The sequence below is a fragment of the Sphingomonas sp. CFBP 8765 genome, assembly GCF_014841445.1.
GTDB lineage: Bacteria > Pseudomonadota > Alphaproteobacteria > Sphingomonadales > Sphingomonadaceae > Sphingomonas > Sphingomonas aerolata.
In genome coordinates, this window is sequence record NZ_JACYTY010000001.1 from 154,591 (window position 1) to 174,018 (window position 19,428).

Sequence of the window (19,428 nt, forward strand, 5' to 3'; positions counted from 1 at the left end):
CCTAGGCGGCGGCGCGGCGCCCGACGATCAGCAGCCCGCCAAGGCTCAGCACTCCCGCGGCCATCAGATACACCCCGACCAGCCCGAGCCCGCGCGGCGCCAGCGCCTCCGCCACGATCGGCGCGAGCGCCCCGCCGAGCACGCCGCCAAGGTTGAACGTCATCGACACGCCGGTATAGCGCACGCCCGCCGGAAACAGGCTCGGCAGCCACCCGCCGAGCGGGCCATAGGCGAACCCCATCACGAACAGCGCGCCCGACAGCCAGAGCGACACCGTGACCAGCGATCCCGATCCCAGCATCGGCCCCATCAGCGCGCCTACGACGATACAGCCCGCAAACCCGACGCTAAGCATCCGCGCCGCCGAATAGCGATCCGCCAGCACGCTCGCGAGGATCACCCCTGCCGCCAGGAACCAGATCGCGACCAGCTCGACGCCGAGAAACGCCTCGCGCGAATAGCCGAGCGTCTTCGTGCCGTAGCCGAGCGCGAACGCGGTCGCGAGATAGAAGAGCGCGAAACACGCGATCACCCCGAACGTCCCCGCCAGCGTCGCGCGCAAATGCCGCGTCAGCAGTTCGGCGATCGGCACGCGCGGAATCGCCTCGGTCTTCTCGGCTTCGAGAAACGCGGGCGTCTCGGTCAGCTTCAGCCGCACCCACAGCCCCAGTCCGACTAGCACCGCACTGACCAGGAACGGGATCCGCCAGCCCCAGGCAAGAAACTGCGCCTCGTCGAGGACCAGGCCGATGATCAGGAACAGGCCGTTGGCGGCGAGAAACCCGACCGGCGCGCCGAGCGGCGGGAACATCCCGAACGTGTTGCGACGGTGCGGCGGCGCATTCTCGACCGCGAGCAGCGCGGCCCCACCCCATTCGCCGCCCAGCCCCAGCCCCTGCCCCAGCCGCATCAGGCAGAGCAGGGTCGGCGCCCACCAGCCGACCTGCGCATAGGTCGGCAGGAACGCGATCGCGACGGTCGATCCACCCATCAGCAGCAGCGAGGCGACCAGGGTCGACTTGCGTCCGACCCGGTCGCCGAAATGCCCGAACAGCACCGCGCCCACCGGCCGCGCGACGAACGCCAGCCCAAACGTCGCATAGCTCAGCAGCAGCTGCGCCGACGCCGACTGGCCCGCGAAGAACAGCGGCCCGAACACGAGCGCCGCCGCGGTCGCGTAGATGTAGAAGTCGTAGAATTCGACCGCGGTGCCGACCAGGCTGGCGGCGAGGATGCGGCGGCTGGACCTAAGCGTGCTCATGCCGCGTGCATCGCCGCCCGCCGCCGCCCCGTCAATCGCGCGCTCGGCTTTAGCGGCCCAACGCGTGCGCAACCCCGAGCAGCATCCAGTACAGCCCGCCCGACAACAGCATCGCGACCGGCAGCGTCATGATCCACGCCAGCCCCATGTTCACCAGTGTCCGCCGCTGCAGTCCGCCGCCATTGGCGACGCTCGAACCGGCGATCCCCGACGACAGGATATGCGTCGTCGACACGGGCAGGCCGAACCGGTCCGCCATCAGGATCGTCGCCGCCGCGACCAGCTCCGCCGACGCACCCATGCCATAGGTCAGATGCGACTTGCCGATCCGTTCGCCGACGGTGACGACGATCCGCTTCCACCCGACCATCGTGCCGAGCCCGAGCGCGAGCGCGACCGTGACCTTCACCCAGATCGGGATGTAGCGCGTCCCCTGCTCGAGCCCGCCGCCATAGGTTTTCAGCGTCGTGATCTCCTGCGCGGTGAAGCGCGCCTGCGCGGTCTTGTCCGCCGCGACCAGCTTGGTCGTGTCGAGCACGAGGTACATGTCGTTGCGCAGGTTCGACGTCGCCGCCGCGGGGACCTTGCCGAGCGAGCCATAGCCCTCGATCCGGCGGGTGACGTCGTTCGACAGCGTGGCGAGCGCGCCATAGACGACGGGCTCGGCGACCTGCTTGGATTTCAGCGCGGTGGTGACGCGCGCGCGGGCGGCCTCGACCGTCGAAGGCGTGCCGTCGGCATGTGCGGCAAAGGCCGACGACGCTGCGCGCGCGCTCTGGACGAACGCCGGCGTCGCGCTTTCGGGCATCGTCCGGTTCAGCGCATAGGCGGTCGGTGCGCAGCCGATCAGGATGAGCATGATCAGCCCCATCCCCTTCTGGCCGTCATTGCTGCCATGTGCGAAGCTGACCGCGGTGCAGGTGCCGATCAGCAGCGCACGGATCCCGCGCGGCGGCGGCGTATTGCTCTCGGGCGCCTCGAACAGCTTGCGATCGGTCGAGAAGGCCTTCATCACCAGCAACATCAGCAGCGCGCCGACAAAGCCGACCACCGGGCTGAACGCGAGCGCGGAGAGCACCTTGGTCACCTGCGCCATGTCGACGCCCGACGTGCCGTCCGCGCCGCCGTTGATCAGCTGGTTGGCGAGCCCGACGCCGAGGATCGAGCCGATCAGTGCATGGCTCGACGAATTGGGCAGCCCGACCGCCCAGGTCGCGAGGTTCCACAGGATCGCCGCGAGCAGCAGCGCGAAGATCATCGCGAACCCGCCCGCGCTGCCGACGTTGAGGATCAGGTCGACCGGCAGCAGCGTGATGATCGAATAGGCCACCGCGCCCGACGACGTCATCACGCCGACGAAGTTGAAGAAGCCCGACCAGACGACCGCGAGCGGCGCGGGCATCGAATGCGTGTAGATGACCGTCGCGACCGCATTGGCGGTGTCGTGGAAGCCGTTGACGAATTCGAACCCGAGCGCGATCAGCAGCGCGAGCCCGAGGAACGCGAACGCACCGACCGCGAGCGTCTCGCCAACCTGCGCGGTATCGGTGGCAATGCTGAACCCCGCATAGGCCAGCCCCCCCAGCAATACTGCCAGAAAGATCCAGCGCCCGGCCGGATGCAGATCATGATCGAGCCGCGGTCCGCTGCGCGGTGCGCGGTCGATCGCGTCGACCGTTAATGGGGAAGTAGCCATGATCGCGCAGTCGGCCCTAACGATTACAACTTTATGACAACGCGATGCATCGCCGCGCGGCGATACCAGAATGACACAGTGACGAACCCCGCGCAGCGCGCGACCGCCCATGATCCTCCCCCGCCGGGGGGGGCAGGCACAGCCTGACGGCGGGGGAGGACCGCCGCGCCTTTGACAGAGCGGTCCTCCTTCAATCGCGCATCGGATCGAGCGCGACGACGCTAGCGCCCCGCGAGGCTTGCCAGCTGCGTCCCGTTGCGCGTCAGCAACGCGGCGGTCTGGACCGTGGCGTCCTGCATCATTTCCGTGCGGCACCGGCGCGACTCGGCAAAGGCATTCAGCCCGCCGGTCCGCGGGGCGCAGGTCCGGTTGACCGCCGACTGCACGCGACGCGCAAGCACACGCCGCCCGGCGTCGCTGGCCAGGTCTAGCCCGGCATGCGAGACACGGATCGTGACGGGGTCGCGCACCGGATCGGCGGCAGCGCCGGTCGCAAAAAGGCACGCGGAAGCGATCGCCGCCGAAGCGACGCTGTGGAGGATCTTCATGGTGACGTCCTTTGCTGGTCCTGCGGTCCGCAGGCACGCCGGCCTGCGCGCGACTAAGCCTGACCGTCGGGAGGACCGTCTCTGCGCGGCCTCTCCGACGAAGACCCTCGTCGCTGCGCACGCCCTACGCCCGGATCGTTACGCTCCCGCGACGGTTTGGCGACGGTTCGTCGGTCGCCCCGCGATTTCGAGCACCCCGCACCTCGGTGGCGACCGAACGCGCGCTCACATCCCCGGATAGCGCGCGAATTCGGGCAGGCTCGTCAGGTCCGCCATCCACGCCAGCCGCTCCGCGACCTGGATTTGCGCGCCCGGTGCGACCGACTCGGGATCGTCGAGCGTGCACGACTGGATGTCGATGATCCCCGGCAGCGCGACCGGGTTGGTGTAGAACAGCCCCGTCCCGCACGTTCCGCAGAACAGCCGCCGCCCGTGCTCGGACGACGCATAGGTCACCGGATCGCCCGAGATCTTCACCTGCTCGGTCTTGAACGCGATCCAGCCGACCATCGGCGCGCCTGCGCTTCGGCGGCAATCCTCACAGTGGCACAGCGCATGATGCGCCGCCTCGCCCGTCGCGACATAGTGGATCGCTCCGCAGTGGCATCGTCCCGACAACATGCACGCCTCCTGTTGATATTCTTGATTTGTTCCACACATCGCTGAGTCGTGCAAGCCTTAGCCGCTTGCCCGATCGCGCCCCGTTCCCTACCTGTTCACCGGTGAACCAGATCGCCCATCCGTCCGACGCAAACCGCCAGCCGCCCTATCTCCGCGGCCTCAACGATCCCCAGCGCGAGGCGGTGCTGACCACCGACGGCCCCGTCCTGATCATCGCCGGCGCGGGCACCGGCAAGACCGCGGCGCTGACCGCGCGCCTCGCACATCTGATCTTCACCAAGAAGGCGTGGCCGTCGGAGATCCTCAGCGTCACCTTCACCAACAAGGCCGCACGCGAGATGCGCGAGCGCGTCGGGCGCCTCGTCGGCGACGCGGTCGAGGGGATGCCGTGGCTCGGCACCTTCCACGCGATCGCCGCCAAGATGCTGCGCCGCCATGCCGAGCTCGTCGGGCTGCAGTCCAATTTCACGATCCTCGACACCGACGACCAGCTGCGGTTGCTCAAGCAGCTCATCCTCGCCGCCGATATCGACGAGAAGCGTTTCCCAACGCGCAGCCTCGCCGGGCTGATCGACCAGTGGAAGAACAAGGGCCTCGTCCCCGCCGATATCGATGCGGGCGAGAGCGAGCGCTACGCCAATGGCCGCGGCGGCGAGCTGTACGAGCAATATCAGACCCGGCTGCGCGCGCTCAACGCGTGCGATTTCGGCGACCTGCTGCTCCACATGCTCGTCATCCTGAAGACGCACCGCGACGTGCTCGCCCAGTATCAGCAGCGCTTCAAATACATCATGGTCGACGAGTATCAGGACACCAACTCGTCGCAATATCTCTGGCTGCGTCTGCTCGCGCAGGAGCGCAAGAACATTGCCTGCGTCGGCGACGACGACCAGTCGATCTATTCGTGGCGCGGCGCGCAGGTCGAGAACATCCTGAAGTTCGAACGCGATTTTCCCGGCGCGAAGGTCATCCGCCTCGAACAGAATTACCGCAGCACGCCGCATATCCTCGGCGCCGCCTCGGGCGTGATCGCCAACAATGGCGGCCGCCTCGGCAAGCAGCTCTGGACCGAGCTCGACGTCGGCGAGAAGGTCAAGGTCATCGGCGTCTGGGACGGCCCCGAGGAAGCGCGCCGCGTCGGCGAGGAAATCGAGAGCGTCCGCCGCACGGGCAAGAGCCTCGACGAGGTCGCGATCCTCGTCCGCGCGCAGCACCAGACGCGCGAGTTCGAGGATCGCTTCATCGCGATCGGCATGCCGTACAAGATCGTCGGCGGCTTCCGCTTCTACGAACGCGCCGAGATCCGCGACGCGCTGGCGTACCTCCGCGTCGTCAACCAGCCCGCGGACGACCTCGCCTTCGAACGCATCGTCAACGTCCCCAAGCGCGGCCTCGGCGACAAGGCGGTCGCGCGCATCCACCAGCTCGCGCGCGCCACCGGCACCCCGCTCACGACGGCCGCCGCCCGCATCCTCGACACCGACGAACTGACCGGGGCCGCCAAGAAGTCGCTCGGCCGCCTCGTCGGCGACATCGCGCGCTGGCGCGACATGGCGACCAGCCTGCCCCACGCCGAACTCGCACGGCAGCTGCTTGACGAGAGCGGCTACACCGCGATGTACCAGGCCGAGAAATCGGTCGAGGCGACCGGCCGGCTCGAGAATCTGAGCGAACTCGTCCGCGCGATGGAGGAGTACGACTCGCTCGGCGCATTCCTCGAACATGTCTCGCTCGTCATGGACAATGAGGGCGGCGCGCAGGATCCGCAGGTCACGATCATGACCATCCACGCCGCCAAGGGCCTCGAATACGACACCGTCTTCTGCGTCGGCTGGGAGGAAGGACTTTTCCCGTCGCAGCGTTCGCTCGACGAGGGCGGCGTCAAGAGCCTCGAGGAGGAACGCCGCCTCGCCTATGTCGCGATCACGCGCGCGCGGCGCCTGGCCGTCATCCTCCACGCCGCCAATCGCCGCATCTACGGCCAGTGGAATTCGTCGATTCCCTCGCGTTTCGTCGCCGAACTGCCCGACGAGCATACCGACACCGAGACGACCATGTCGGGCGGCGCGAGCCTCTGGCAGGCGAACTGGTCCGACCGCGCCGATCCCTTCGCCGACGTCGCACGCGGCACCGGCCGCGGCCCCGGCTGGCAGCGCGCGGCCACGCCCGGCGGCGGCTTCTCGACCAAGCCCGCCCGCGTCGTCGAAAGCCGGTCCAGCGCGATCAGCCTCGGCAACAAGGGTCGCGACGACCTCTCGCTCGGCCAGCGCGTGTTCCACCAGAAGTTCGGCTATGGCGCGATCGCCGAGATCGAGGGCAACAAGCTCGAGATCGACTTCGAACAGGCCGGCCGCAAGCGCGTCATGGACAGCTTCGTGACGATCGCGCCGTAGGACGACCGGTCGGCGCCAACCTGTACGGGAGCCGACAATCCCGTTCAGGAACGATGCCGAACCAGGATCGTATCGTCCGTCCAGCCCGATCTCGGGCAAGAGGACACGTCATGAAGTTTACGCATCTCATCGCCGCCGGGCTCGCCTTCGCCACGCTCGGCCTCGGCGTGGCCGCGCCCGCCGAAGCCCAGCGCGATCGGGGCCATAGCCAGCAGTATCGCGACAACGACCACCGCGGTGATCACCGCGCCGATCGTCGCGACTATCGCCGCAACGACCATCGCGGCCGCCACGACGGCCGCCGCTTCCGTGGCCGCGACAATGATCGTCGCAACTGGAACAACAATCGCCGTTGCCGCACCGAATGGCGCAACCATCGTCGCGTCCAGATCTGTCGTTGACGAAAGGCGGGTGGCGGCGCGATGTCGCCACCCGTTACCGGGACACCCTACCGTGAAAGGATTTCGATCATGAAGCGCTCTCTCGGCCTCGCGACGATGATCGCCGCGACCTGCCTGTCCGCCGCCGCCCCCGCCGTCGCGCAGACCAGTGCCGACAACGCCCGTTTCGCCGCCGCCCAGGCGCGCCTCGACAGCGAGTTGCAGATCTTCCGCGAGGAATTCGATCGCTACCAGTCGCTGCGCGGCAATCGTGGCGGCAGCTATGTTCCGCCGGCGCCGCAGGGCGGCTATCGTCAGGCGCCCGACCGGTATGAGGGCGGCTATCCCGACGAACGCGACGAGGGCAATTACGACCCGGCCCGCGACTATCGCGTCGGCCCGAATTATCAGGAGCGCACCCTGTCCGCCAACGACCGCGTCTATGCGGGGCAGGACGGCCGCTATTACTGCAAGCGCAACGACGGCACGACCGGGCTGATCATCGGCGCAGCCGGTGGCGGCATCCTCGGCAACGTGATCGACGGCGGCCGCTCGCGGATCGTCGGCTCGCTGCTGGGCGCCGCCGCGGGTGGCCTCGCCGGCCGCGCGGTCGAGCAGAACAACAGCCAGATCCGCTGCCGCTGATCGGGTGCGGCGACCGGGCGTCCATCACGCCCGCCGCCGTTCGCGCCCCCTCCCCCGAACTCCCGTCATCCTGACGAAAGTCAGGATCCAGGGCCACGAGCGACATCGTTTTCGGCTCTGGATCCTGGATCAAGTCCAGGATGACGGGTCCTGGGTTCCCCTACTTCGCCGGCCCCATCAGCTTCTGCGTGAAATAAGTCATCTGCAGCGCCTGCATCCGCGCCCCCTGCTCGATGTCCGCATCGCCCGAATGCCCGCCCGCGGTATCCTCGTAGAACAGATACGGCAGGCCATATTCCTTCAGCCGCGCGGCGAACTTGCGCGCATGCTGCGGCCCGACCCGGTCGTCCTTGGTCGTCGTCCAGATATAGGGCTCAGGGTAAGCCCCGCCGCGCTTGATGTTCTGATAGGGCGAGATCGTCTCGAGAAACGCCTTCTCCGCGGGGATCTTCACCGACCCATATTCGTCGACCCAGGACGCGCCCGCGGCGATCTGTTCATAGCGGATCATGTCGAGCAGCGGCACCTGGATCGTCACCGCCTTCCACAGATCGGGATGCTGGTTGAACTCGACCCCCATCAGCAGCCCGCCATTCGACCCGCCATAGATGCCGAGCGTCGCGGGACTGGTCAGCTTGCGCGCGATCAGGTCCTGCCCGACCGCGGCGAAATCGTCATAGATGATCTGCCGCTTGGTCTTGCGTCCCGCATCATGCCATTTCGGCCCGAATTCGCCGCCGCCGCGGATATTGGCGAGCACGAAGCTGCCACCGCGCTCGAGCCACAATTTGCCCATCACCCCCGAATAATAGGGCGTCATCGACGATTCGAACCCGCCATAGGCGGTCATGATCGTCGGCGTCGTCCCGTCGAGCGGCACGTCCTTCCGGTGGACGATGAAATAGGGGATCTTCGTCCCGTCGGTCGACACCGCCTCGAACTGCTCGACGACGTCGCGCGATGCATCGAACTTCGCGGGCAGCGCCTTGATCTGCTTGGCCACGCCGCCAGGCCCCGCATCGAGCGTCCACAAGGTCGTCGGCGCGAGGAACCCCGTCACCTGCACGAACGTCGCATTGCTGCGATCGGTCGTGCTCGCGACATCGACCGAGGCATTGTCGGGCAGCGCGACCGCGCGCGACGTCCAGCCCGCCTTGCCGTGCGTGAACACCATCGCCCGCCCGCGGACATTGTCATAGACGCTGGCGACCACGTGATCGCGCGTCACCGACACGCCGTCGACCGACTGGCGATCGGTCGGCGCGAAGACCAGGGTCGGCGTGAACCGGCCCTTACGCACCTCGGCGAGCGGCGCCGAGGCGATCGCGCCGGCGGGGATCTGCCCCCACGCCTCGCTGGTCGAGAAGATCACCTGCCCGTCGACCATGCCTGAGGGAAAGACGCGATCGGGAACGTCGAGCTTCACGAGCCCGGCCGGCGTGACGACGTGCTTGTCGCCGCCGAAGAAGGTCGGGCGCCGCTGGATCATCGTGATCCGGTTGCCCTGCCCGTCGGTCATCACGCTGGCATAGGTGCCGAGTTGGTCCGACGCCTCGCCGCGGAAGATCTCGCGCGCGGCGCTCAGCGGCTGGCCGCGTTTCACCTCCTTGACGACGAACGGATAGCCCGACGCGGTCATCGACCCCGCACCCCAGTCGCGCGCGACCAGCAATGTGTCCTTGTCGACCCAGCTCGCGCCCTGCTTCGACGTCGACAGCGCAAAGCCGTTCGCGACGAACTGCCCGGTCTGCAGATCGAATTCGCGGTAGGACACCGCATCCTCGCCGCCCTCGGACAGCGAAACGAGGCACAGCCGCTCGTCGGGCTGGAGGCAGGACGCGCCCTTCCACACCCATTTCTTGCCCTCGGCCTTGCTCAGTGCATCGAGATCAAGCGCGGTCGTCCAGGCAGGATTGGCCTGCGCGTAGCCCGCCTCGCTCGTCCAGCGCCAGATGCCCTGCGGATGATCGGCATCGCGCCAGAAATTGTAGATCCGGCCAAAGCGCTGGTCGGGCATCGGGATCCGGTCCTTCGCCGCCGCGATCGCCAGCGCCTCGGCATAGAAGCTCTTGTAGCGCGGATCGTTCTGCAACCGGGGCAGCGTCTTGGCATTCTCCGCCTCGACCCAAGCGAGCGGCTTGGCGCCATCCTTGTCCTCGAGCCAGATATAGGGGTCGGCGGCGGTGTCCGCGGCCGGGGTCGGGGTCGGGGTCGGGGTCGGGGTCGGGGTCGGGGTCGGGGTCGGGGTCGGGGCAGGCTTTGTGTTCGTCATCGGTGCGACTTGGGCGAGCGCACTGCCCGCCGCAAGGCCGGCGCCGCCCGCCAATATCGTCGCCGCAAGCGCAGCCGTAAGAACCCGCATCGTCCATTTCCCCGAATAGCTTGGCGTCATTCATGACGGTGTCTATCGCGGTCCGCAATGCAGTCCGACCAGACAACGGCCCTGGATGGCCTTCCCAAGCCCCGCCGCTTCCTCGCGATCGCCGCCATCTCGGCGGGTACCGCGCTGACCATCATCGACGGCGGCGTCGCCAATGTCGCGCTGCCGACGATCGCGCGCGACCTCGGCGTCGACAGCAGCGCGGTGGTGACCGTCGTCACCGTCTATCAGCTGATCCTGGCGATGGCGCTGCTCCCCTTTTCGGGGCTCGGCGACCGGATCGGGCTGAAGCGCATGTATCAATATGGCCAGCTCGTCTTCACCGTCGCGACCCTGCTCTGCTTCTTCGCCAAGAGCCTGCCCTTCCTGCTCGTCGTCCGCGCCGCCCAGGCGCTCGGCGCGGCGGCCGCGCTCAGCGTCTCGTCCGCGCTGATCCGCTCGATCTATCCCGCCAGGCAGCTCGGCCGCGGCCTCGGGATCAATTCGGTGGTGGTATCGAGTTCGGCCGCGCTCGCGCCGACGCTGGGCGGGCTGGTGCTCGCGGTCGCGCCCTGGCCCTGGGTCTTTGCCAGCGCGGTGCCGTTCGCGATCCTCAGCCTGATCCTCGGGCGCGCCCTGCCCGATCCCGGGCCGCGATCCGAACCGTTCGACGTGCTCGGCGCGGTCATGTGCGCGGCGATGATCGGGCTCGTCATCGGCGGGTCGGAGACCGCGGTACACGGCGACAGCCCGGTGGTCTCGGCGGCGATCGTGCTGACCGGGGTGGCGATCGGCTGGATCTTCGTCCGGCGCGAACGCGGCGAGACCAAGCCGATCCTGCCGATCGACCTGCTCGCCCGCCCCGTCCTCGCGCTGTCCGCGATCGGCGCCTACACCGCGTTCATCGCGCAGATGACGCTGCTGTTGTCGACGCCGTTCCGGCTGACCCAGGCTTACGGCTTTTCCGCCGCCGAGGTCGGTGCCGCGATCGCGCCATGGCCGCTCGCCAACATGGTCGTGGCGCCGCTGTCCGGATGGCTGTCCGATCGCTATCCCGCCGGGCTGCTCGGCGGCATCGGCATGGCCGTCTCGATCGCCGCGCTTTTGCTGCTCGCGTTCATGCCCGCCGATCCGAGCTATTTCGCCATCGCCTGGCGGATGGCGCTGTGCGGCTCGGGGTTCGGGATGTTCATGGCGCCGAACGCGCGCCTGATCATCGGCTCGGCCCCGCGCGAGCGCGCCGCCGCCGCCGGGGGCCTGATCTCGACGGTCCGGCTGGTCGGCCAGACCACCGGCGCCACTGTCGTCGCCGCGCTGCTCGCCATCGGGGTCGGCGCGGGCACGACGCCGCCGCTGGTCGCCGCCGGCATGGCGCTCGTCGCGGGCCTGTGCAGCGTGTCGCGCCTGCGCCCCTCGATCCGCAACCCACCGATCGACGAGACGCGCGACGTCCAGCCGGCCGCACAGGCGCGCTAGCCGCCGCCTCCCGTTCAGAACGCCGCGATCGGCCTCGCCTCGCCCAGCATCGCCTGCCGGACCAGCGGGATCGGCGGCCCGCCATAGCGCAGCAGCCGGTCGTGGAACGCCTTCCATGCGCGCCGTCCGCCCCGCCCCGCGGTCCAGTCCTCGCGCAGCCGGCGGATCATCAGCTTGCCCATCGTGTAGTTGAGATAGGCCGGATCATAGGTGCCGCGCAGCGCCTGTTGCCGCGCATTGCCCTCGTCCTGGTAACATTGGTCGACGAACAGCGTGAACGCCTCCGCCTGGGTCATGCCGCGCGCATGCATCCCGATCGCGGCGAGAAACCGGCAGTCACGCAGCAGCGCGTTCGACAATTGACCGATATGGATGTCCGCGCGGCCGCCGCCCAGCCCCGCCTCCCACATCATCTCCTCGGCATAATGCGCCCAGCCCTCGGCATAGCCATAGCCGACGAACACCCGCCCGATCAGCGACGGCACGCGATTGGCGTGGAGGAAATGGACGAAATGCCCGGGCATCGCCTCGTGGATCGAGGTGAAGAGCAGGTCCGCCTTGCCCGGCACGAACGCATCCCGCACCGCTGGCGTCCAGCGCGGATCGGGCGGCGAGATGTAATAGACCGACGGCACGCCGCGATCGAACGGGCCCGGCGGATCGATATAGGCGAGATTCTGCCGGCTATAGGGCGGGCTCTCCTCGACCAGCGCCTGTTCGTTGCCGGCCAGCGTCAGCAGGTCGCGCCGCAGGATGAACGCGCGCAGCATCGGGATCTGGCGGCGCGCCTCGGCGACCGGTCCGTCGACCGGCTTGTCCGCATTCAACTGCGCCAGACAGTCGCGGACCGTCAGCCCGGGCGCGAACCGGGCACAGGCCGCGGCGAGCGCACGTTGGTCGCGCGCCAGGTCGGCCCGCCCCGCCGCCTCGAGCGTCGCGATCGGCATGTCGACCCCCTCGGTCTCGCGCAGCATCTTCGCGAACAGCGCGGGCCCCAGCGCGAACGACCGTGTCGCGGTCGGGCGCTGCGCCTCGACCCAGAGCGCCAGGTCGCGCATCGCCTCCGACGCGGTCATCGCCGCATCGGCGAGCTCGCGCTGCAGCCCCTCGTCCGCGACCCCGGCGAACGCCTTGACCGAATCGTCCATGTAATAGGACGCAAAGCCGCGGAACGCGTTGGCGGCATAGTCGATATGGCTGATCGGCATTGGCGTCGCGAGGTTCGCGCGGATCTGCAGCGTCGCCGCCGGGATCCGGCGCAGCAGCGCGATCAGCGCGCGCATCCGCCGGACCGGGTCGGCATAGGCACGCACGACATAGACATTGGGATCGAGCCCGCCCGCGACATACCAGGCCGGGTTGCGATGCGGCGCGTCCGCCGCCTCGAGCCAGAACAGCTTGTCGCGCGCGACCATCACTAGATAGTCGCGCTCGAACCGCTGGTCGGGGCTGAGCGCCGCCGCCTCGAACCGCCCCGCCGCCGCGATCGACCGGTGCAGGAACGCCGTGTGCCGACCCAGCCCTTGCGCGCTCCAGTCGGGCAGCCCGCCATCATGCTCATGCCGCCCCTGATAGACCGCAAAGGCCGGGTCGAGCGCGAACCACGTGGCGACGAACCGGTCGCGGAACGCGGTCCACGCATCGGGCGCGATCGCAGCGACGGGGGCGGTGACGGGCGTGGCGGCGACGCGGTCCCGCGTCTGCGGATCGTCGGGCGTACAGCTGCCCAGCGCCAGCAGCAGCGCCGCCGTCCTCGCCGGGAACCTCGTCCGCATCAATCTCCCCCCTCACGCCGTAGCGTGCCCGCAATGCTGCCAGCGGAATCGCGCGGACGCCAGAGTTGGAACGGCCAATAGCCCGGACCGTTGACGTGAGGACTTTGGCGACAACCCCGGAGATTGACATGCCCTTCATTAAAACCCGCGACGGTACAGACATTTACGTCAAGGACTGGGGCAGCGGGCGGCCCGTGATCCTCACCCATGGCTGGCCATTAAATGCCGACAGCTGGGATGCGCAGGCGATGGCGCTGGCCGAAGCGGGCTTCCGCGCGATCGCCTATGACCGCCGCGGCTTCGGCCGGTCGGGCCAGCCCTGGTCGGGCTATGACTATGACACGCTGACCGACGATCTCGCCGACGTCATGGCCGCGACCGGCGCGACCGAGGACGCGACGCTGGTCGGCTTCTCGATGGGCGGCGGCGAGGTCGCGCGCTACATGAGCCGCCACGACGGCAAGGGCGTGATCGCCGCCGGGCTGATCGCCTCGGTCGTGCCCTATATGCTCAAGACCGACGACAATCCCCACGGCGTGCCCGAGGCAACACTCGCCGGCATCGGCAACGGGATCCAAGAGGATCGCCCCGCCTTCTTCCGCACCTTCCTGCAGCAGTTCCTGGGCGTCGGGTTCATCACCTCGCCGGTCAGCGACGAGATGGTCGACTGGGTCTGGGGTCTGGCGATGCAGGCGGGGCTGCGCCCGACGCTCGCCTGCGCCGAGTCGTTCGGCCATACCGACTTCCGTACCGACCTCGCCGCCTTCCGCGTGCCGACGCTGATCGTCCACGGCACCGCCGACAAGACCGTCCCGATCGACGCCACCGGCCGCGCCGCGGCCAAGGGCATCGCGGGTTCGCAGCTGGTCGAATATGACGGCGCCCCGCACGGGCTGACGCTCACCGAGAGCGACCGCTTCACGCAGGATCTGCTGCGCTTCCTCGGCCGGTAACCCCGCCTATCAATCCTCCCCCGCAAGGGGGAGGATCGTAAGTCAGTTCCCCAGCGGCACGATCACCTCGTCCGGGTGCGCGACGTTCAGCTCCTTGCGGACCATCTCGTCGACCATGTCCGGATTGGCATGGTCCGGGTTGAGCAGCGCCACCCGGTTCTTGAGCACCTCGCGCTTGCGGTCGAGCACGGCATAGTCGCGCTCCCGCTTCGCCAGCTGCCGCTTGTAATCACCGTACGCGAACATCCCGTTCGGCCCGAGCACGGCATAGGCGCCGAAGAACGCCATCAGCGTCAGCCCCAGCGCAGGCCAGGCGGCCTTGCGCATCGTCCGCCGCAACTTGGTGCTCTTCGTCGTGCTGGTCGTGCGCGCCATGGGGTCCTCCGGGTCTTAGCCTATCAGCCGCCGATCAGGATGTCGCGACCCGCATAGCGCGCCGCGTCGCCCAGCTCTTCCTCGATCCGGATCAGCTGGTTGTACTTGGCGAGCCGGTCCGACCGCGCAAGGCTGCCCGTCTTGATCTGCCCGCAATTGGTCGCGACCGCGAGGTCGGCGATCGTCGAATCCTCGGTCTCGCCCGAGCGATGCGACATCACCGCGGTGTACTTGGCGCGCTGTGCCATCGACACGGCTTCCAGCGTCTCGGTCAGCGTGCCGATCTGGTTGACCTTCACCAGCAGCGAATTGGCATAGCCGCCCTCGATCCCGCGCTTCAGCCGCTTCGGGTTGGTCACGAACAGATCGTCGCCGACCAGCTGGACCTTGTCGCCGATCAGGTCGGTGAGCGTCTTCCAGCCCTCCCAGTCGTCCTCGCCCATGCCGTCCTCGATCGAGAAGATCGGATAGCGGCGCGTCAGGTCGGCAAGATACTCGGCCATCTCGGCGCTCTCGAGGATCTTCCCCTCGCCCGAAATGTCATACTTGCCGTTCTTGTAGAACTCGGTCGCGGCGCAATCGAGCGCGAGCATCACGTCCTCGCCGGGCTTGTAGCCGGCCTTCTCGATGCTCGACATGATGAAGTCGAGCGCCTCGGTCGTGCTGCCGATGTTCGGCGCGAAACCGCCCTCGTCGCCGACGCTGGTCGACAGGCCCTTCGCGCTCAGGCCCTTCTTCAGCGTGTGGAAGATCTCCGAGCCGCAGCGCACCGCCTCGAGGATGTTCGACGCACCGACCGGCACGATCATGAATTCCTGGAAATCGATCGGGTTGTCGGCATGCTCGCCGCCGTTGATGATGTTCATCATCGGCACCGGCAGCAGATGCGCCTGGACGCCGCCGACATAGCGGTAGAGCGGCAGGCCGCGTGCTTCGGCGGCCGCCTTGGCCGCGGCCAGGCTGACGCCCAGGATCGCGTTCGCGCCCAGACGCGCCTTGTTCTCGGTGCCGTCGAGCTCGATCATCGCGCGGTCGAGGTCCGACTGGTCCTCCGCGTCCATGCCCAGCACCGTGTCGGTGATCTCGTCATTGACCGCGTCGACCGCGCTGTCGACGCCCTTGCCGCCCCAGCGCGTGGCGTCGCCGTCACGCTTCTCGACCGCCTCGTGCGCACCGGTCGAGGCGCCCGACGGCACCGCGGCGCGGCCGAAGCTGCCATCCTCGAGCAGGACGTCGACCTCGATCGTCGGATTGCCCCGGCTATCGAGGATCTGGCGGGCGTGAATGTCGATGATTGCGGTCACGTAACGATGCTCCTACAAATCCCCAAGCTGGTCGATCGCCCGGGACGTTCGCGCTGCCTCTACCGCCTCGCGTCATATCGGGCAATCGGGCCGACTAGGGGAACCGTGCCTGCGCACCGGTGTTGAGGGCGTAGCATTTCGAAAGGGACGACCATGGCCGATACCGACGCACAGCCGATGACCACAGGCGATGTCGCCGCCGCCGGCACTGCCACCACCGCAGAGCCGCTGAAGGGCGGCGTCACGCGGCTCGACGACGCCGCTGACACCACCGGCACCAAGGCGACCGAGGCCAAGCAGGTGATCAAGGACAATGCCAGCAAATATGGCCAGCAGGCCGCCGACAAGGCGCGCCTGTTCGCCGAGGACGGCAAGGCCCGCGCCGGCACCGCGCTCGAGCAGGTCGCACAGTTGCTGACCGACGCTGCGGCGCAGGTCGATGACAAGCTCGGCGCGCAATATGGCGGCTATGCCCGCAGCGCCGCGGACAGCGTCTCGGGCTTCGCCGAGCAGGTCCGTGCCAAGGACATCGACGCGCTGGTCGACGACGTCACCGCGCTCGTCCGCAAGTCGCCCGCCGTTGCGGTCGGTGCGGCCGCGGCCCTCGGCTTCGTCGTGGCACGACTGGTCCAGTCGGGCATCGATGCAAACCCGAAGGACTGAGGTCTTGGCGGATCCCATGCCCTTTGCGCTCGATGGTGAGGAAAGCCTGACCGCGGTCGTCGGCCGTCTGGCCGGCGAGACGCGTGCGCTCGCGACCGCGGAAATCGCTGTGTACAAGGCAAAGTTCGGCGAGACGGCGACGGCGTACAAATCGGCTGCGATGTTCTTCGCCATTGCCGGGGTGTTGGCGCTGGCCGCGTTGATCGCACTTCTGGTCGGTGCGATCTTGACGCTGGCGACGCTGGTGGGGCCAGGATGGGCGACGGCCATCGTCGTCCTAGTCGTGTTGGCGATTGCCGGCGCGCTCGCGATGGTCGGCAAGTCGAAGCTCAAGCCCGAAAGCGAGCCCGCCACATGACATCCGCCAAAGTCGCCGCCGCAGAGATCGAAGCGGCCCTCGCCCGCCAGCGCGTCATGATGACGATCGGGCAGTTGCAGGACCGCCTCAATCCGCGTCGGCTGGCGCTCAACGCCAGCCGCGACGTCGCCGATGTCGGCACCGCCGCGCTCAATGCCAGTGTCGAGACGGTACGCCGCAACCCCGGTCCCGCCGCGGGCGCCGCGGCTGTGGCGGGACTGTTTCTCGCCCGCCACCGTATCGTCGGACTGTTTCGCCGCGGGCGCTGATCGCGCCCCAACCATATTGTCCCGGCCGCGTCCCGATGGCGCCGCCGGAAATCAGAAGGACCGTCCCATGACCGACGCCCACACCAAGATCGAAAACGCCGAACATCGCCTGCGCGAGGGTCTCGATACCGTTCGCGACACCGCCGCCAAGGTCTATCACGACGCCGGCGACAAGGCTGCCGAGGCGCTCGACGCGTCGAAGGAAACCGCACGTCGCACCGTCAACAGCCTCGAATCCAACCCGCTCGGCATTCTCGTCGGCGGTCTGGTCGTCGGTGCGCTCGCGGGTGTGCTGATCCCGCGCTCCGCGCGTGAGAAGTCGTTGCTCGCGCCGCTCGGCAAGCGTCTCGGCGAGACCGCGATCGCCGCCACCGCCGCCGCCAAGGCGGCCGGCCAGTCGGAGCTCGGCGGGCTCGGCCTCACCAAGGACAATGCCCGTGGCCAGGCCAAGGGTCTCGTCGAGGGAATCGTCAAGGCGCTGACGACCGCGGGTACCGCAGGTGCGAAGGCCGTATCGCAAAAGACCCCCGGCTAAAGGACCGGTCCGCAAAGGGTTCAAAGCGCGGGTCGAACACGCTAGGGCGTCTGCAACCCCCATTCCAAGGACAGCAGCGCATGAGCAAGCTTCATCTCGTATTCGGCGGCCGCGTCAGCGACCCGCGCACCCTGGATTTTAACGACCTCAGCAAGATCGAATTCGTCGGTGTATTCCCCGACTATGCCAGCGCCGAAAAGGCCTGGCGTGCTGCAGCGCAGCGCACGGTCGACGATGCCGAGATGAAGTTCGTCGTCGTGCATCTCCACCGCATGCTCGAACCGAACCTGACGACGAACCCGACGGCGTAAGACGCCGCGCGGCAACGAGGCGGCCCGGACCGCGGTCGGCACCCGGTGCTCGACCGCACACCGCCTCTACGCCTTATGGCTGGCTAAGGACGGCAACCCCTAATCCGTCATCCCGACGAAAGTCGGGACCCAGAGCCGCAGACGCCATCCGGCGTCACCTGCCTACCGGCTCATCCCCACCCCCGTCATCCTGACGAAAGTCAGGATCCAGAGCCACAGGCGACACGCCCCGCAACCCTGGATCCTGACTTTCGTCAGGATGACGGGCGTGTTTAATACGACTGCAACACGTGAACGACCCGCACCCGGCAATCAAGCCGTCCGGTACCGCCACAACAACAACGGCCGCGCGAGCACCAGTCCCGCCAGAAACCCGCCGATATGCGCGCCGACCGCGATCGAGCCATTGGCCCCGACCGACGCGCCGAACCCCGCGACCCCCATCATCAGCTGGATACCGATCCACGCCGCGGCCAGCCAGAGCACGTGTACGACCCCCGCCGGCACCGGTCCGATCGCGCGCGCGCGTCGCTCACCATAGAGTAGCGCATAGGCGCCCACGACCGCCGAGATCGCGCCGCTGGCGCCGACCATCGGCGCAATCGATCGCGGATCGAGCACCCATTGCCCGGCGGCCGCGAAATACGCGCCGACGATGTAGAGGACGACGATCTGCGCAGTGCCGATCGCGCGCTCGACGAACTGTCCGCAATAGACCAGCATGACGAGGTTGAGCGCGAGATGCGCCCAGCCGCCATGCAGCAGCGCCGCGGTCAGCGGCGTCGCCCAGGCGGGGATCGCGAAGTCGTGACCGCCCGCCATGCCGAGCTCGGTCAGCCGGAGCGGGATGAAGCCCGCATTCACCACCCAATAGGGCAGCGCGCCGGTCACCAGCAAAAGCCCCGAGATCACGACCGTCACGATCGTGATGATCGCCGTCGCCCGCGTCTCGAAAAATGTCATGATGCCTAGATGAACTCGATCTTGGAGACGACGTAATAGCGCTCGCCGGCGGGCACCGTGACCTCGACCTCTTCGTCGAGCTTGCGCCCGATCAGCCCGCGGCCCAGCGGCGAGTTGTACGAGATCCGGCCGGTCTTGGCGTTCGCCTCGGTCTGGCCGACGATCTGGTACTTCACCGGCTTGTCGTTCTCGTCGAGCAAAGTGACGGTCGCGCCGAACACGACCTTGTCGCCCGAAAGCTCCTTGGGGTCGATGATCTGCGCGCGGCTCAGCTTGTCCTCAATGTCCGAGATCGATGCCTCGACCTGGCCCTGACGCTCCTTGGCGGCGTGATATTCGGCGTTCTCCGACAGGTCGCCATGCGCCCGCGCTTCCTCGATCGCATCGACGATCGTCGGACGTTCGGCCTTGAGGCGCTTCAGATCCGCCGACAGCGTCTCATAGCCCTCTTGCAGCATTGGCATCTTTTCGACGGTCGCCATATCTCGTCCCCAATTCATTACCCAACGCAAGCCGTTACGCGGCCCGCTCACACATCACGCT

20 protein-coding genes are annotated in these 19,428 nt (G+C 68.0%); 10 read left to right on the top strand and 10 right to left on the bottom strand.

Features of this window, described 5'->3' with window-relative positions:
• Nucleotide 1: 1 nt before the first annotated feature.
• The 4 genes from IFT87_RS00695 to IFT87_RS00710 all read right to left on the bottom strand — a co-directional run bounded on the left by IFT87_RS00695 (nt 2) and on the right by IFT87_RS00710 (nt 4,126).
• Nucleotides 2-1,261 carry an MFS transporter gene (locus tag IFT87_RS00695; protein WP_037530703.1) on the bottom strand — a complete coding sequence of 420 codons (1,260 nt, stop codon included), beginning with the start codon at nt 1,259-1,261 and terminating at the stop codon, nt 2-4.
• Between the two features lie 49 nt (nt 1,262-1,310).
• Nucleotides 1,311-2,957 (bottom strand): inorganic phosphate transporter, encoded by a 1,647-nt coding sequence (locus IFT87_RS00700; RefSeq protein WP_192007195.1) that lies wholly within the window; start codon nt 2,955-2,957, stop codon nt 1,311-1,313.
• Between the two features lie 221 nt (nt 2,958-3,178).
• Nucleotides 3,179-3,505: a UrcA family protein gene (locus tag IFT87_RS00705; RefSeq protein ID WP_037530699.1), complete on the bottom strand. Its 327-nt coding sequence runs from the start codon at nt 3,503-3,505 to the stop codon at nt 3,179-3,181.
• 225 nt (nt 3,506-3,730) lie between these two features.
• Nucleotides 3,731-4,126 carry a GFA family protein gene (locus tag IFT87_RS00710; protein WP_037530697.1) on the bottom strand — a complete coding sequence of 132 codons (396 nt, stop codon included), beginning with the start codon at nt 4,124-4,126 and terminating at the stop codon, nt 3,731-3,733.
• Between the two features lie 110 nt (nt 4,127-4,236).
• On the opposite strand from IFT87_RS00710, the gene IFT87_RS00715 reads away from it, so the two are divergent.
• From IFT87_RS00715 to IFT87_RS00725, 3 genes are all read left to right on the top strand, one after another.
• A complete protein-coding gene (locus IFT87_RS00715) occupies nt 4,237-6,519 on the top strand; it encodes an ATP-dependent helicase (RefSeq protein ID WP_056680943.1) in 2,283 nt (760 codons plus the stop codon).
• A 110-nt stretch (nt 6,520-6,629) separates the two neighbouring features.
• Nucleotides 6,630-6,920, top strand: coding sequence for a hypothetical protein (locus tag IFT87_RS00720; RefSeq protein WP_037530826.1), 291 nt, complete (start codon nt 6,630-6,632; stop codon nt 6,918-6,920).
• A 69-nt stretch (nt 6,921-6,989) separates the two neighbouring features.
• Entirely contained in the window at nt 6,990-7,544 is a 555-nt protein-coding gene (locus IFT87_RS00725; protein ID WP_031440853.1) for a glycine zipper 2TM domain-containing protein, read from the top strand.
• A 160-nt stretch (nt 7,545-7,704) separates the two neighbouring features.
• On the opposite strand, the gene IFT87_RS00730 is transcribed toward IFT87_RS00725, so the two are convergent.
• Nucleotides 7,705-9,906 carry a prolyl oligopeptidase family serine peptidase gene (locus tag IFT87_RS00730; protein ID WP_249403149.1) on the bottom strand — a complete coding sequence of 734 codons (2,202 nt, stop codon included), beginning with the start codon at nt 9,904-9,906 and terminating at the stop codon, nt 7,705-7,707.
• Between the two features lie 57 nt (nt 9,907-9,963).
• On the opposite strand from IFT87_RS00730, the gene IFT87_RS00735 reads away from it, so the two are divergent.
• Nucleotides 9,964-11,379 (top strand): MFS transporter, encoded by a 1,416-nt coding sequence (locus IFT87_RS00735; protein ID WP_192007196.1) that lies wholly within the window; start codon nt 9,964-9,966, stop codon nt 11,377-11,379.
• A 14-nt stretch (nt 11,380-11,393) separates the two neighbouring features.
• Here IFT87_RS00735 and IFT87_RS00740 read toward each other — a convergent pair whose 3' ends face one another.
• Nucleotides 11,394-13,154, bottom strand: coding sequence for a DUF885 domain-containing protein (locus tag IFT87_RS00740; RefSeq protein WP_192007197.1), 1,761 nt, complete (start codon nt 13,152-13,154; stop codon nt 11,394-11,396).
• 128 nt (nt 13,155-13,282) lie between these two features.
• Here IFT87_RS00740 and IFT87_RS00745 point away from each other — a divergent pair, with 128 nt between their 5' ends.
• Complete coding sequence (locus IFT87_RS00745) at nt 13,283-14,107, top strand: alpha/beta fold hydrolase (RefSeq protein WP_031440190.1); 825 nt, start codon at nt 13,283-13,285, stop codon at nt 14,105-14,107.
• Between the two features lie 42 nt (nt 14,108-14,149).
• Here IFT87_RS00745 and IFT87_RS00750 read toward each other — a convergent pair whose 3' ends face one another.
• The gene (locus IFT87_RS00750; protein ID WP_042466854.1) at nt 14,150-14,482 is read right to left on the bottom strand and encodes an FtsB family cell division protein; all 333 of its coding nucleotides are present in this window, start codon (nt 14,480-14,482) and stop codon (nt 14,150-14,152) included.
• Between the two features lie 23 nt (nt 14,483-14,505).
• A complete protein-coding gene (eno, locus tag IFT87_RS00755) occupies nt 14,506-15,786 on the bottom strand; it encodes a phosphopyruvate hydratase (RefSeq protein ID WP_031393148.1) in 1,281 nt (426 codons plus the stop codon).
• A 153-nt stretch (nt 15,787-15,939) separates the two neighbouring features.
• On the opposite strand from eno, the gene IFT87_RS00760 reads away from it, so the two are divergent.
• The 5 genes from IFT87_RS00760 (at nt 15,940) to IFT87_RS00780 (ending at nt 17,922) form a co-directional block, all read left to right on the top strand.
• Entirely contained in the window at nt 15,940-16,449 is a 510-nt protein-coding gene (locus IFT87_RS00760) for a hypothetical protein (RefSeq protein WP_037532160.1), read from the top strand.
• Nucleotides 16,450-16,453: 4 nt separating this feature from the next.
• Nucleotides 16,454-16,807, top strand: coding sequence for a phage holin family protein (locus IFT87_RS00765; protein ID WP_249403150.1), 354 nt, complete (start codon nt 16,454-16,456; stop codon nt 16,805-16,807).
• A complete protein-coding gene (locus IFT87_RS00770) occupies nt 16,804-17,076 on the top strand; it encodes a hypothetical protein (protein ID WP_052149343.1) in 273 nt (90 codons plus the stop codon). Before IFT87_RS00765 ends, IFT87_RS00770 begins: the two co-directional genes overlap by 4 nt.
• 67 nt (nt 17,077-17,143) lie before the next feature.
• The gene (locus IFT87_RS00775; RefSeq protein ID WP_192007198.1) at nt 17,144-17,611 is read left to right on the top strand and encodes a hypothetical protein; all 468 of its coding nucleotides are present in this window, start codon (nt 17,144-17,146) and stop codon (nt 17,609-17,611) included.
• A gap of 80 nt (nt 17,612-17,691) precedes the next feature.
• Nucleotides 17,692-17,922: a DUF4170 domain-containing protein gene (locus IFT87_RS00780; RefSeq protein ID WP_031440187.1), complete on the top strand. Its 231-nt coding sequence runs from the start codon at nt 17,692-17,694 to the stop codon at nt 17,920-17,922.
• A 312-nt stretch (nt 17,923-18,234) separates the two neighbouring features.
• Here IFT87_RS00780 and IFT87_RS00785 read toward each other — a convergent pair whose 3' ends face one another.
• Together IFT87_RS00785 and greA are read right to left on the bottom strand one after the other, a co-directional pair.
• The gene (locus IFT87_RS00785; RefSeq protein ID WP_031440186.1) at nt 18,235-18,885 is read right to left on the bottom strand and encodes a rhomboid family intramembrane serine protease; all 651 of its coding nucleotides are present in this window, start codon (nt 18,883-18,885) and stop codon (nt 18,235-18,237) included.
• 5 nt (nt 18,886-18,890) lie between these two features.
• Entirely contained in the window at nt 18,891-19,367 is a 477-nt protein-coding gene (gene greA, locus IFT87_RS00790; protein ID WP_031394601.1) for a transcription elongation factor GreA, read from the bottom strand.
• Nucleotides 19,368-19,428: the final 61 nt, after the last annotated feature.